This is a genomic window from Arthrobacter sp. PAMC25284 (genome assembly GCF_019443425.1).
In the GTDB taxonomy this organism is placed as follows: domain Bacteria; phylum Actinomycetota; class Actinomycetes; order Actinomycetales; family Micrococcaceae; genus Arthrobacter; species Arthrobacter oryzae_A.
Genome location: NZ_CP080382.1, coordinates 738203 through 751164, shown reverse-complemented (window position 1 = coordinate 751164; position 12962 = coordinate 738203). Strand labels below are relative to the sequence as shown.

Annotated in this window: 13 protein-coding genes; 4 read left to right on the top strand and 9 right to left on the bottom strand. The window is 62.2% G+C overall.

From position 1 onward, the window contains the following. Positions 1 to 56: 56 nt before the first annotated feature. Together KY499_RS03500 and KY499_RS03495 are read right to left on the bottom strand one after the other, a co-directional pair. Positions 57 to 719, bottom strand: coding sequence for a GntR family transcriptional regulator (locus tag KY499_RS03500; RefSeq protein WP_123255138.1), 663 nt, complete (start codon positions 717 to 719; stop codon positions 57 to 59). Beyond that, entirely contained in the window at positions 712 to 2205 is a 1494-nt protein-coding gene (locus KY499_RS03495; protein ID WP_123255137.1) for a fumarylacetoacetate hydrolase family protein, read from the bottom strand. Before KY499_RS03495 ends, KY499_RS03500 begins: the two co-directional genes overlap by 8 nt. Positions 2206 to 2456: 251 nt before the next feature. Between KY499_RS03495 and KY499_RS03490 the strand changes: the two genes are divergently transcribed. Both KY499_RS03490 and KY499_RS03485 read left to right on the top strand, forming a co-directional pair. Beyond that, positions 2457 to 4370, top strand: coding sequence for an FAD-binding monooxygenase (locus tag KY499_RS03490; RefSeq protein ID WP_123255136.1), 1914 nt, complete (start codon positions 2457 to 2459; stop codon positions 4368 to 4370). Positions 4371 to 4535: 165 nt separating this feature from the next. Then, entirely contained in the window at positions 4536 to 4973 is a 438-nt protein-coding gene (locus KY499_RS03485; RefSeq protein ID WP_123255135.1) for a DUF1003 domain-containing protein, read from the top strand. Between the two features lie 368 nt (positions 4974 to 5341). On the opposite strand, the gene KY499_RS03480 is transcribed toward KY499_RS03485, so the two are convergent. From KY499_RS03480 to KY499_RS03465, 4 genes are all read right to left on the bottom strand, one after another. Beyond that, entirely contained in the window at positions 5342 to 5518 is a 177-nt protein-coding gene (locus KY499_RS03480) for a CsbD family protein (protein WP_123255134.1), read from the bottom strand. 199 nt (positions 5519 to 5717) lie between these two features. After that, on the bottom strand, positions 5718 to 5927 hold the full coding sequence (locus KY499_RS03475) for a hypothetical protein (RefSeq protein WP_123255133.1): 210 nt from the start codon (positions 5925 to 5927) through the stop codon (positions 5718 to 5720). Positions 5928 to 6220: 293 nt separating this feature from the next. Then, positions 6221 to 6367, bottom strand: coding sequence for a lmo0937 family membrane protein (locus KY499_RS03470; protein WP_123255132.1), 147 nt, complete (start codon positions 6365 to 6367; stop codon positions 6221 to 6223). Positions 6368 to 6656: 289 nt separating this feature from the next. Beyond that, positions 6657 to 7211: a CGNR zinc finger domain-containing protein gene (locus KY499_RS03465; RefSeq protein ID WP_219886217.1), complete on the bottom strand. Its 555-nt coding sequence runs from the start codon at positions 7209 to 7211 to the stop codon at positions 6657 to 6659. 411 nt (positions 7212 to 7622) lie between these two features. Between KY499_RS03465 and KY499_RS03460 the strand changes: the two genes are divergently transcribed. Continuing rightward, positions 7623 to 8387, top strand: a complete 765-nt coding sequence (locus KY499_RS03460; RefSeq protein ID WP_219886216.1) for an alpha/beta fold hydrolase — start codon at positions 7623 to 7625, stop codon at positions 8385 to 8387. 124 nt (positions 8388 to 8511) lie between these two features. On the opposite strand, the gene KY499_RS03455 is transcribed toward KY499_RS03460, so the two are convergent. From KY499_RS03455 to KY499_RS03445, 3 genes are all read right to left on the bottom strand, one after another. Next, complete coding sequence (locus KY499_RS03455) at positions 8512 to 9078, bottom strand: dihydrofolate reductase family protein (protein WP_219886215.1); 567 nt, start codon at positions 9076 to 9078, stop codon at positions 8512 to 8514. 460 nt (positions 9079 to 9538) lie between these two features. After that, on the bottom strand, positions 9539 to 11035 hold the full coding sequence (locus tag KY499_RS03450) for an APC family permease (RefSeq protein ID WP_219886214.1): 1497 nt from the start codon (positions 11033 to 11035) through the stop codon (positions 9539 to 9541). A 583-nt stretch (positions 11036 to 11618) separates the two neighbouring features. Beyond that, positions 11619 to 12119, bottom strand: a complete 501-nt coding sequence (locus KY499_RS03445; protein WP_258190938.1) for a cupin domain-containing protein — start codon at positions 12117 to 12119, stop codon at positions 11619 to 11621. Between the two features lie 378 nt (positions 12120 to 12497). On the opposite strand from KY499_RS03445, the gene KY499_RS03440 reads away from it, so the two are divergent. Continuing rightward, positions 12498 to 12875: a cupin domain-containing protein gene (locus tag KY499_RS03440; protein ID WP_123255126.1), complete on the top strand. Its 378-nt coding sequence runs from the start codon at positions 12498 to 12500 to the stop codon at positions 12873 to 12875. Positions 12876 to 12962 lie beyond the last annotated feature (87 nt).

The following is a 12962-nucleotide window of genomic DNA, read 5'->3' as shown; positions in this document are numbered from 1 at the left end:
GGTCACTTCTCGCCCATCCGGCGTGCTTTTATGGGCGAGAAGTGACCCCGCGTTGTTTAGTGGGCGGCCTGGGCCAGGTAGGCGTCGAGGGTGGCGCTGCGGTGCCGGCGGGCGGCTCGTTCAATCTCATCCGCGCCGGCGCCGGACTCGATGAGCTGCAGCAGGGCCTCGTGTTCGGCGACGGAATCGCGGGCCCGGCCGGGGACGAAACGGAACGTCGAGGACCGGAGGGACGCCAGCCGGTTCCAGCCCCGGTGGACGAGGTCCAGGATGTGCGGATTGGGGCAGTGCTCAAAGAGGACGCTGTGGAAGTCCTGGTTCAGCGCGGTGAACCGGACGGGGTCAAAGTGCTCCAGGCAGTCCCGCATCTGGACGTTCACGGCCCGCGCCCGGGCGATGGCCGCGGCGTCGATCAGCGGTGCGGACAGGGCCGTGGCGGCACCCTCGACGATACTCAGGGTTTGCATCGTGTACAGGTATTCGGTCGGGTCGATGCCGGCGACGGTGGCGCCGACGTTGCGCTCGAAGGTCACGAGACCTTCGGCTTCGAGCCGGCGGATGGCTTCCCGGACGGGGACCACACTGACGCCGAGGTCCTCAGCGATCTTGGCCAGGACCAGACGGTAGCCGGGGGAGTAGGCCCCCTCAACAATCCGGGCCTTAACGGTGCTGTAGGCCTGTTCGGACTTGCTGCCGAGCGGGGCGGCGTGGTCAGTCATTGCCCTGCACCGATTCCCGGCCGGCCGCCCAGTCGGTGTAGCGGGCGCGCCACTCCGGGTTGAGCGGGTAGAGCCCGTCCACGCTGTTGCCTTGGCTGACCATTTCGAGGATGAAGGTCTCTTCCTTTTCCTGTTCGATGCAGTCCTCCACGAGGTCCGCGGCGACAGCCGGCGGGATCACGAGGATGCCGTCCGAATCGGCGACGATGATGTCGCCGGGCTGGACGGTGGTGCCGCCGCAGGCGATGGTGATGTCCGTGTCCCAGGGAATGTGGCGGCGTCCCAGCACGGCCGGGTGCGGGTTGGCGTAATAAGTTGGCATGTCCATCGCGGCGACGGCGGAGAAGTCCCGCACGCCGCCGTCGGTGATGATGGCGGCCGCGCCGCGGACCTGGGCGCGCATCGCCAGAATGTCGCCGATGGTTCCGGTGCCCTTTTCCCCGCGGGCCTCCATGACCAGGATTTCACCGGGATTGACGGAGTCGATGGCGCGTTTTTGCGCGTTGAATCCGGCACCGTGGGTCTTGAAGAGATCTTCGCGGTTCGGCACGTACCGGAGGGTGCGGGCGAGCCCGACGATGCGCTTGTCCGGTCGGGTGGCCTGGAGGCCGTCGATGCTGACGTTGTTGAGCCCGCGCTTGCGCAGCTGGGAGGACAACGTGGCCGTGGCGACACTTTCGAGCTTGGCCTTCAGTTCCGGAGTGAGCACCGGTGCCGTCTCTGCGGACTCCGCCAGTCCGGCGGCTGCGCGTGAGCCATAGGCTTCCTCGCGTTGATGATCGTCGGTCTTGGGCCGCGCGCCGAAGTCCGCGAACGCCGTCGTGCCTTCCAAGACTGTGGTCCTGAGCCGGCCGGTGCTCAGTCCGGCCCCGGCCGCCGTGGTGCTGACTTCAATCTCGACGGCGTCACCGGGGTGGGCGACGGAGGCGCCGGCGGGGGTGCCGGTGAGGATGATGTCGCCCTCTTCGAGGGTGAGGAGCTGGGACAGGTCCGCGATGAGCCGGGCGAACGGGAAGAGCAGGTCCGCTGTGGTGTCGTCCTGGACGAGGTTGCCGTTGTGCCAGGTCCGGATCCGAAGCGCCGCGGGGTCTACTTCGTCGGCCGGGAGGAGGCCGGGCCCGACCGGTGTGAAGCCGTCACCGCCCTTGGACCGCAGGTTGGAACCCTTGTCCGCGTAGCGGAGGTCGTAGACGCCCAGGTCGTTGCTGGCGGTGACCCAGCGGACGTGGCTCCAAGCGTCGGCGATGCTGACGTGGCGGGCGGGTGCGCCGATGATGAGCGCGATCTCGCCCTCATAGCCGAGTAGCTCGCAGCCCGCGGGGCGTTCCACTGTGGAGCCGCTGACGGCCAGTGAGGAGGAGGGCTTGAGGAAGTAGGACGGCAGCTCCGGGGTGCGGCCCCGTTGTGCTGCCCGGCTGGGGTAGTTCACGTGGACGGCGATGACCTTGCCGGCCCCTGCCAGGGTGTCGTCGTTGACCTGCTCCAAGATGTCTCCTCATCAAGTACGAAATCGTATACGAAAACTATGACCCAGGAATTGCCGGGCGTCAACCACCCTGGGCGCCGGACTTTGTACGCCCGGAAGTTCGACCACTTGTCATGCGCGTCACACCTGGCGTAGCGTGTGGACTGCAAACTCTGATTCAATTATCGAATGTTGTGTTCTAATATAGAACACATGTCTTTGAACTGCAGAACACGACGACGGACAGCCATACAACGAAGTGAGGAAAGCCCGTGCAGTTTCACCACCACGGATACGTATCCGGTGACCCGCGAGTCCAGCCGGCCGCCGGCGTCGGAATCAACCGTCCCGCGGAGCTTCCCGAAGAGGTCGACGTCCTCATCGTGGGCACCGGGCCCGCCGGTATGCTCACCGCCGCGCAGCTGTCCCGGTTCCCGGGAATCACGACTCGGATCGTGGAACGCCGGGGCGGCAGGCTCGCCATCGGACAGGCCGACGGCATCCAGGCCCGCAGCGTCGAGACGTTCCAGGCTTTTGGCTTCGCCGAGCGGATCATCGCCGAGGCGTACCGGATTACCGAGATGGCATTCTGGAAGCCGGACCCCTTGGATTCCTCGCGCATCGTCCGGAGCGCCCGCGCCGCAGACGACCCGGCCGGGGTCAGCGAATTCCCGCACCTCATCGTCAACCAGGCCCGGGTCCTGGACTACTTCGCCGAGTTCATGGCTAACTCGCCCGCGCGGATGTCGCCGGACTACGGGTACGAGTTCCGCAGCCTCGAGGTCTCCGGTCAAGGCGACTATCCCGTGACTGTGACGCTCCTGCATACGGCCGGTCCCGACGAAGGCCGGGAGCGCATTGTCCGGGCCAAGTACGTCGTCGGTGCGGACGGCGCGCGCAGCAAGGTGCGCGAGTCGATCGGCTGCACGCTGGCCGGCGACAAGGCCAACCACGCCTGGGGCGTGATGGATATCGTGGCCGTCACGGACTTCCCCGACATCCGCACGAAGTGCGCGATCCAGTCCGGAACGGGCGGCAGTATCCTGCTGATCCCGCGCGAAGGCGGGCATCTCTTCCGCATGTACGTTGACCTCGGCGAGGTTGACGAGAATGACAACGGCGCTGTGCGCAACACGACCATCGAGGAGATCATCGGCAAGGCCAACGAGATCCTGCACCCCTACACGCTCGATGTCCGCAACGTCGCCTGGCACAGCGTGTACGAGGTCGGCCACCGCCTCACCGACCGGTTCGATGACGTCCTGCCGGAGCAGCGCGGTACGCGGACGCCGAGGGTGTTTATCACCGGCGATGCGTGCCACACGCACAGCGCCAAGGCGGGCCAGGGCATGAATGTCTCCATGCAGGACGGCTTCAATATTGGCTGGAAGCTGGGACACGTGCTCGAGGGCCGCAGCCCGGAGGCACTGCTGTCCACGTACTCGGCGGAGCGCCAGGTGGTGGCGAAGGACCTCATCGCCTTCGACAAGGAGTGGTCCTCGCTGATGGCGAAGAAGCCCGAGGAGTTCGACAGCCCCTCCGAGCTTGAGGACTTCTACGTGCGGACCGCGGAGTTCCCCGCCGGATTCATGACCGAATACGCCCCCTCCATACTGATCGGCGCGCCCACACACCAGGGCCTGGCCACCGGCTTCACCATCGGCAAGCGCTTCAAATCCGCGCCTGCCGTGCGGGTCTGCGACACCAATCCGGTGCACCTCGGCCATCACGCCACAGCCGATGGCCGGTGGCGCATCTACGTCTTCGCCGACGGGGCAGCGCCGACCGCCGGAGAAGGTGCGGCGTCGGCCGTCGCCGACTTCGCCGAGTGGATCGCGACCGCGCCGGAATCGCCGCTCGCCGCCACCCCGGAGGGGGCCGACGTCGACGCCTGGTTTGACGTGAAGGTGATCTACCAGCAGGACCACACCAGCGTAGACATCTGCGCCGTGCCGGCTATTTTCAAGCCACAGGTCGGACCCTTCCAGCTCACGGACTACGAGAAGGTCTACGCGGCCGATCCGGCCGCGGACATCTTTGAACAGCGCGGCCTCGACCGTGGCGGCGTGGTGGTGGTTGTCCGGCCGGACCAGTACGTGGCCAACGTCCTGCCGCTCACGGCGACGGCGGAGCTCGCCGCCTTCTTCGCACCTCTTCTGCCGGTCCGGCTGCCCGAGCCGGCCTGACCGGACGCCGTGGCAGACGTGGAGCCGGACCTCGTGCCGGACCGGACCGGGTAGACGATGCTTTCAAGCGGCAGGCTGCGCACGTCCAGGCGCAGCCTGCCGTAGGATTTGGTGCCCGCTGGTGGACCCGCCGGCTGCTAAACCCCGCCGGGACTACGCTAAGTCATGAAAGATCGACACCAGACCTGGCACGACAGGCACACGGCATCCCTGACCCAAGGCCAGCGGGCCGCCGATGTTATGCGCAACGGGATGGGCAGTTGGCCCTTCGTGGGAAGCTTTATCGGTTTTATGTTGATTTGGGCCGCCATTAATACCTTGGCGCTGGCAACCAACGCCTGGGACCCGTATCCCTATATCCTGCTGAACCTCTTGCTCTCCATGCTGGCCGGACTCCAAGGCGCAATCCTGCTCATCGCCGCCAAACGGCAGGACGCCATCGCCGCGGCGATGGCGCAGCACGATTACGACACCAACGTGCAGGCCAAAGCAGAAATCGAGCTGCTGATGGCTGTCAACAACCAGCAACTGCAAATCCTCCAGGACCTGAAACGGCTGGCGACCGCGCAGGGTGTTGACCCGGCACGCGGCCCGCACACCTGACGGGAGTTCCCGGTCCCGGCCCAGGCAAGTTCCGGGTCTTGAAGTCGTCGAAGATGGTCCGCGGGACGGTGGTCAGCCCAGTTTGTGGCCAGCTCAGTCGGTGGCCAGCGTCCGGTCCTGACGAAGGCCTCCCGGAGTAGCCCTGTTCGCGGCGCCCGGTGGATCCCGTAACGCGGCACCGGGGCTCAGATCGGGGGTGGCACGCATCCCGCGGGTTGGCGCCATTCGGGGCAGCTGCGGTGGTTCTGAGATCGCTGCGGCCGGGATGGCATGTGGGCGTGACAGATGCTGTGTAGATGTTTGGACGGCGCTCGTTGGCGCGGCGGAGGTTGCGATCCGTCCGCCGCGCTTTCGTCGGGCTGTTTGTATTAGTGCTTCTTGAAGGCGTCCTTGATTTTTTCGCCGGCCTGCTTGAGATCGGCTTTGACCTGATGGCTTTTGCCCTCGGCCTTCAGCCGGTCATTGCCGGTGGCGTCACCAGTGGCTTCTTTGCCCTTACCGTGGAGTTTCTCGGCAGCGTTATGGATCTTGTCTCCCAAACCCATGGCGGTTCTCCTTTTTTGGTCGCTCCCGCGACTTGAATGCCGCAGAGGCCGACACCTAATTGTAGGGACGAAACTGTCTCGAATGGGTGCCGTGGACAACCCAAATATCGGGTCGTCCAAGGCCTCGCGGGGATCAGTGCCGTCCGGAGATTCCGGGCCGAGATTACGGCACCGGATATTCGGTGCCAGCTTGAGGGGACTAGGCGATTAGGGTGTGCAGATCGACCCCGAAGATGGCCACGAGGGGCCAGAGCACGATCGCGACCAGGCCTTCGAGGATGTTGCCGGGAATGTTCCATGCCACAAGGTAGCCGTGGGTGGCGGCCACGATGACGCCAATGGCCAGGTACACAAATCCGATCAGGCCGATTCTGCGGCTGCCTGTTCGACGACTGCCAAATCCGCGCATCGTTGCTCATCTTCCTTCGCAGGGATAAGTAGATTATAGGCGTGGCCGACACATTCGGGGAGGTGGGCATCCAGGGGATTCCTGCGCAGAAGGAGCCGGCGGCGGCGTTCAATGCCGGCTCCGGCGCAGGAACGGGACAACGGTACGGAATAGGCTGCAGGGCCGCCGCCCCGGGATATCAGCACGGCCACCGGCTACCTTGAGTTGACCCCCATCTTCTGAGCGACCGCTGTCCGCGAACTCCGCGGCATCTCACGCCTCGGCGTCCGCGGCAGCGGAACACAGTTTCGCAGTTAAGCGCGGGACCTGCCGCGGATGAAGTGGAAAATCAGGACGACCACGGCAATAACCAAAAGCAGGTGTATCAACCCGCCGCCGATGTTCCCGAGCAGGCCGAGAAGCCAGAGAACAGCGATAACGACGGCTATCCAAAGCAACATGGGAGTCTCCTTTTGTTTATGTGCGGATGGACATGCTGATTTTGCGCCCCGGCCGCTCCGTGTGCTTTGGGCGCGTGGCCGTGGTGCGTATCACCCTATGCCAGGATCGGAGTGCTGGACATGGCAAAACAATAAGAGATAGCCGCCAATCAATTTGGCGGCGCGAGGCGGGAGAATTTCGCCGTAGTCCCCACGCTGCAGGACGTTAAGTGACGAGTCCGCAGGCGGGCCAGGTCAGTCGAAGGCTGAAGGATTTGCCGCGCAGGAGATTTCGGCCCGCCGGCTGCAGTTAGTTGCTCTGATGGATCGTGCGGTTCCTTTCCGGGGAAGGGGCCCTTTTCGCGGATTGGCGGTGCCGGGCTACGGCGTCGGTATTTCCGCATCGGGCGCTGCAGTAACGCTGGCGGCCGGCCTTTGAACTATCTACAAACGCCTGAGAGCAGCTCTCCCGGGCACAAGCGCCGATTCGTTCGCCGCCGCTCCAGGCAATGAACAGGGCCAGGCCCCCCGACGTGACGGCCTTGATCCTTGGCAGGACGTCGTTTCCTTCCGGGAAGAGGTGGAGGTGGGGACGGGAACCGCCATGGGTCGTCAGTGAGATTCTTCCGGCGGCGTGGTCAAGAAGTGCATTGATGGAGGTACATCTTTCGTCGGCGGTTTGGGCTGCGAAGGCTGGCCTCAATTCGTCGGCCCAGGCGCGCAGAGCCTGCTCCGTTGCGGCGTCCAGCCCGGGTTCCCGGATGCTGAAATCCCGAAGTATTGCTTCCAGATTCTGCTCTTCCGACGCATTCACCAGGGCGGCGGCGAGTTGGGCTCCGACCTGGTTTTCGTGACTGCATCCCATCCCACGAGTGTAATGGTTGAACGGCATCGAGTCATTACGGGATGCTGTGTTTATGCATATACATCACTGGCACGTCCAATCGAAGCACTCCACATCCTCCGGGACTGTCACCTACTCCCACTGCCGCTGCGGCGCCCGCACCATGCGGTTGCGCGGCGCCACTGAAGACCTCCTCACCCCCGCCGCCGTGAAAAAATGACGGACCGGAGCCTGTGGCAGCCCACAGCCTGTTGGCATTCCTTCTTATCCACTCACCATCGCCGGGCTTTTCCGGTGCACGTCCCGACCTCCGGCGAACTGAAGAACCGCCCTTGAGGAGTCCCTTGAAATGCCGGCTGCCCTGGCGTAGAAGAGACTAAGGCGCGCAACAGGGCCGCTGCGCCAGGCTCGCAAATACCGGGGAGGACCGCGATGATCCAAAGCGTCCAGTCCGCTGACGGGACCACCATTGCTTACGAGCAGGCGGGGACCGGGCCGGTGCTCATCCTCGTGGGCGGGGCGCTGAACAACCGGCAGTCCGCCGCCAATCTGGTTCCCCTGCTGGAGGAATCGTTCACGGTCGTGAGCTACGATCGGCGTGGGCGCGGGGACAGCACCAACACGCCGCCCTACGACGTAGACCGTGAAGTCGAAGATCTTCGCGCCCTGGCTGCCGAAGCGGAGGGCCCCGTGTATCTGTATGGGCACTCTTCGGGAGGGATTCTGGCGCTGGAGGCGGGTTCGGCAGGTGTCCCGGTCGGAAAGATCGCCGTTTACGAACCGCCCTATCTCACCGGAGGGGGCGAGGACTGGCAGGCCTTCGTGGACAAAGTACGGACCCTGGCGGACAGCGGTCAAGGGAACAAGGCAGTGGAGGTATTCATCCGGCATACTGGTGCCGACTTTGATCCCGGAATGACCCAGGCACCCTGGTGGCCGGCACTGGTGTCTCTGGCGCCCACGCTGGCCTATGACCTGACGCTCACGGCCAACGGCAGTGTGCCAGCGGACCGGTTTGCCGGCATCACCGCACCCGTCCTTGCCCTGTACGGCGGTGCCAGTGCTGGCTGGGCAGCCGCCTCGGCCACCGCGGTGGCCTCTGCCGTGCCGGACGGACGGAGGGACATGATCGACGGCCAGGACCACGCGGTGGCGCCCGACGCCGTCGCCCCGGTACTGCTCAAATTCTTCCGTTGACGCGCCTCAAGCCCGCGAACAAGATTCTTGTCCTGCCCGTGTGCGCTGTCTGTCCTGCGGCGCTCGGCCACTGATAGCGGCCCATAAAAACCAGCCTGTAACCCGACCCCCAGCGGTGGGCCCTTTAGGTGCCGTCGTTCGAGTAGCGGAGCAGCACAACGCCGTTGCCGAACGACTGCGTCCCTTCGAGCCTGGGGTTCATCCGGACATCAGGGGCCTCGAACAGCGGCCGGCCCTGCCCCAGGACCACGGGATGGACGTAGATCCGGAATTCGTCGACCAGGCCGTACCGCATGAAGGTGGCGGCCAGGTTGGCACCGCCGAGGCCGATGTCGCCGCCGGGTTGTGCCTTCAGTTCCGCGATGTGTTCGGGCACGACGTCGTGAATCACCGTGGTGTTCCAGCCCGCCTGCGTGAGGGTCCGGGAAAATACGAACTTGGGCATGTCGCGCCAGATCCCGGCGAACTGGACCATGGGTGCGGGGGTGTCCGGGTCCTGGTCGGCTGTGGGCCAGAAATCGGCCATCAGCTCATGGGTTACGCGCCCGTCCATGAAGGCGCCCATCGCCCGGCACTGCTCGTTGAAGTGGCGGTGGAGTTCGTCGTCCACCCGATGCCAGCTGATATCCCGGTCGAGCCCCTCGAGGAATCCGTCCAAAGATACCGACATCATCAGGATGATCCTGCGCATTTGAGTACCTCCAATGGCAGCGTGGCCGCCGTCGTACCTTTCAGTGAAGCACTCCGGAATCCGGCGGAACAGGACATGAACCAGCCGGCAGCACAGAAACAGACCGGAACCCCTGTGATAGCTGTGAATTCGGCATGCTTGCCCATCTCGCTTCCCTGGTCCCAGGTCGGCGATGTCCGCAAAGCAGGGGGCAATGAATGGAGCGCCGCGATGAGTCCGTCGTACACGTCCTCAGCCCGGTTGATTCCGGGCCTGTGCACCAGGAGCAGGTATCGGATTAGCCGCTCGACCAACGTGGCGATTGCGGAGCGGTTCTGGGTGCCCACGATCAAGTCCCATTGCCACGCTCCGGGAATGAAACGGTCGCCCGATTCCTCCGGCCGGTCACAGATCATCAAGAATAGACCCCCGGCGCCAGCGCACGGGGGTCTATTCGGCAATAAGCCTGATTAGGACTTACTCATCTAGGATCGAGAACTCTTTCCGGATCTGCGGCATCGTAGCTTGACTCGTTGGCCGAAGAACCGGCAGCGGCTGCTTTGTTGTTCGAGCGACGCGTTTCATGCTGGGAGTAGAACCAGATCGGTATATAGAGCGACAGTACGATGAAGCCAAGCCAGGTTGAGGCCCAGCCGATCTCCAGGCTGTTCAGGTAAACCACACCGATCACGCACAGGGGCAGGTTGAACAGGCCAAAGAGCATGGCGACATGTTTCCAGCCCCTGGGTGCTTTGAACGGTCGTTCCAGATCAGCAAATGCCGGGTGTTTTTTCGCTTTGACATAGGCGAACAGGCTGATGCCGTTGGCGCAGGTGTAGCCAATCGCCGCGGCCGCAAGAATTGCCGCGAGGGATCCCATGGAAATCAGCACCATGTTAAACGCTGCGGTGACGAGCAAGGCAATAAACGGAGTTCCGTGGCGATTCGTTTTGCCGAAGATTCTGGGAAGGTTGCCTTCCGTTGCCATGGAGTGCATGGCACGGGAAGAACCCAGATATGCCGTTTGGATGATCAATATCATGGCGGCGATCAACATGATAATCGTGATCATGGCACCGGCTTCGCCAAAGACAGCCTGGGCGACCGGGATCAGGGGCGACACAGGCTCGGCAATCACGCCGTCAACGCCAAGCACCCCGATCACTGCAGCTTGCACCAGTACATACGCGAAGAAGCAGATGACGCCGCAGGCGAACAGCGCTTTGGGGACGTCTTTGGACGGGTTTTTGTATTCAGGGCCGTAGATGGCTGCAGTTTCCCAGCCGCAGGCACTCCACTGTGCGATCGCAAAGATGCCAAAGAGAATCAGGATGTGGTGCATATCCCACGCCCAGTCAGTCGGTACCCAGTTGCCGGTGATGTTTGACAGGTCAACGTGTCCGGTGGCAAAAGGCGCGACAGTCAGGACAACCAGCGGTATCAGGGACACAGCGGCCAGGATGTAACCCAGGATGGCGCCTTCCTTGAGGCCGAACCAGCTGACCACGAACAATCCGGTGAAAATTACCAGACCTGAGATCAGTGAGAGCTGATACTCGGTAAACGTCTCGCCCAGCGCCGGAAAGAGCCCATGCAGGTAACCGCCGACCAGGATGGAAAAGATCGCCAGCACCGGGTTCCAGGCAAACCAGTAGCTCCAAGCGCTGAAGCCGCCGATCAGCTTGCCCTTGTCGTACTTGCCCTTGAAGTTTTCGGTGCGAAAAATGTGTTGCGCGAATCCCGGCAAACCAGAGGCCTTTGGGAAGGTGGTGGCCAGTTCAGCATACGCGGCGTTCTGCATGAAACCCTGAAGGACCGATAATCCCCAGACAAGAATCGCTGCGGCAGACAAATACATCGGAAGATAGCCCAAGGAGGGCAAAATCAGCAAGGGCACCCCCAGCGCGATGGCCAGACCCTGCTTCCAGTCGATCGACCTTTCCAGGGAACCAACGCCATCCGAAAGATTTTTACTCATAACAGTCTCCTTAGACGACTTGAAGTCGTCTGGTCTTCTAGTTTGAATAACCAAATTCTTGAATATCTGAAGTGGCAGTGAAAAAAACCACAACACTCCCGCCGGCGGGTGGTAAAGGTTTACTCTCCACGACGGACAGGATTCATCGGGCTGATCTATTCAAGATGCATTGCATCCCGCGCGGTATGTATTGCCGCGATGTGAAGATTGCAGAAAGACGGGGGCATGCGCGGGCAAAATGGGCGGACCGTACGTTTGCTAACTTCAAACCTTTTACGGCTCGACTGGCCATGGCCCCAATCACCAGGGCCCGGGTCTGCAGATGCGAAACGGAGATCATGCTTTCACCGCACACGGCGTCTTAATTGCCAGAAATTCGGAAGCACTTATCGTGGTGCATGAGTTGGGTCCCGTGGGGGTCCCAGTCGAATTTTGAACGATTGCGTCGTCTCTTGAACGATTTATTCGTCGGGGGTCGCTAGTTCAGGTCGAAGTAACGGCGGACTTGGACAAAGGTGGCGCTGACCTTGAGGAGATCGTGTAAAGGCCTCTGCTCTTGAGCGGCTGTGCAGCGATAGGAAGCTTAGATTTCGAAGTATCGGAAGGAGTGTGATTCCAGACCTTCGGGGTTGGGTCCGTAAACAGTGACCATCCGCGCGTAAACGGGTGCCCAGTATCGGCCGGTTTGTCCGGGATTCACGCGTGCCGAATCGCCCGGTTTCAGGATGACAGTCTTGCCCTCGCTCTCGATATAAAGTTCGCCTTCGACCAGGAAGTTCGTTTCGGTGTGGGGGTGGAAGTCTTCCCAACCGCAGGCCTCTAAATCCCACTCCGAGAGTATGAAGTCCTCCCAGCGGCCTACAGGAAGAGAGTTGATGAACCTGCAGCGCAATCGCGGCCATTCTTCCCTCATGACCGTCATAGACTTCGCCGGCCAGAAATCGATTGCTTCATCTGTTGTCAGGGTCGGAGGCTGAGATTTTGCTGTGGCCATTGGCTTTACCCGTTTCTTCAAGGGGGAATCTGCATTTGCGGCATGCTTTGGTGAATCTGAGTCACCTTGCGTCACTGTGATGAGGATCACGGCGCTGTCCATACTGTGACAGGGTCATCCGTTCCAGTCAATGGTTTGAGACGAGGATGCGAAACCTTTCCCGAGAGAAAAATAGCTCCACAAGATTTCCGTATTGAACCCTTGACTCGAACATTCGTTCATGTGAAAGTGTGTGAAGCAAACGCACGTGACTGGCATCACACCAGCAGAGTTCAAAGCAGAGCTCGGCTGACTCTGTGGAACTAGAAGATGCCGGGTTTGCCTACGATCCCTCCCGCACCCCAACCAGGGTCCCGATGTGATCCTCAGCGCAGTCTCATATGCACCCAACGATAAAGCGCAGCCTCATTGGCACCAAAGATGAACAGTCCTGACAATTCTTTCACCACACTATTCACAGGAGAAACCATGGAAGCCGTCGTAGGAACACTGAGCAAGGCCGGATCCATCCACAAGGTTGAAAACGGATATATCGGGCTACCTCCGATGAATGAACCCGGAACCGATGCCGCTATCGGCGACTCCCTCCACAACCCCGAGGGCTCGGTCATGAGTGCCGGGTTCTTTGAACTCAAGGCCTCCGAGCCGTTGGTGTATACGTACACCTACGACGAGATGAAGGTCGTCATCGAGGGTGAGTTCATCCTCACTGACCAGACCACAGGAGACGTCACGCGGGCTAAGAAGCGCGATGTGCTGTTCTTCCCGAAGGGCACCACCGTCAAGTTCGAGACCACTGACTATGCCTTGGGGTTCTTCACCGGCGACCGTTCCTTCGCACCCTAAGCCTCAATCCACCAATCCGCAGTCGGCCCTGAATGGCTCGGGGCCGGCGGCGAACCGGGTTTCCGCGGTGGCATCGGGGGTCGTTCG

Bases quoted from the DNA above. Each gene is read 5' to 3' on its own strand.
- KY499_RS03500 (WP_123255138.1), bottom strand. From the start codon at position 719: ATGACTGACCACGCCGCCCCGCTCGGCAGCAAGTCCGAACAGGCCTAC.
- KY499_RS03485 (WP_123255135.1), top strand. From the start codon at position 4,536: ATGAAAGATCGACACCAGACCTGGCACGACAGGCACACGGCATCCCTG.
- KY499_RS03480 (WP_123255134.1), bottom strand. From the start codon at position 5,518: ATGGGTTTGGGAGACAAGATCCATAACGCTGCCGAGAAACTCCACGGT.
- KY499_RS03475 (WP_123255133.1), bottom strand. From the start codon at position 5,927: ATGCGCGGATTTGGCAGTCGTCGAACAGGCAGCCGCAGAATCGGCCTG.
- KY499_RS03470 (WP_123255132.1), bottom strand. From the start codon at position 6,367: ATGTTGCTTTGGATAGCCGTCGTTATCGCTGTTCTCTGGCTTCTCGGC.
- KY499_RS03465 (WP_219886217.1), bottom strand. From the start codon at position 7,211: ATGGGATGCAGTCACGAAAACCAGGTCGGAGCCCAACTCGCCGCCGCC.
- KY499_RS03460 (WP_219886216.1), top strand. From the start codon at position 7,623: ATGATCCAAAGCGTCCAGTCCGCTGACGGGACCACCATTGCTTACGAG.
- KY499_RS03455 (WP_219886215.1), bottom strand. From the start codon at position 9,078: ATGCGCAGGATCATCCTGATGATGTCGGTATCTTTGGACGGATTCCTC.
- KY499_RS03450 (WP_219886214.1), bottom strand. From the start codon at position 11,035: ATGAGTAAAAATCTTTCGGATGGCGTTGGTTCCCTGGAAAGGTCGATC.
- KY499_RS03440 (WP_123255126.1), top strand. From the start codon at position 12,498: ATGGAAGCCGTCGTAGGAACACTGAGCAAGGCCGGATCCATCCACAAG.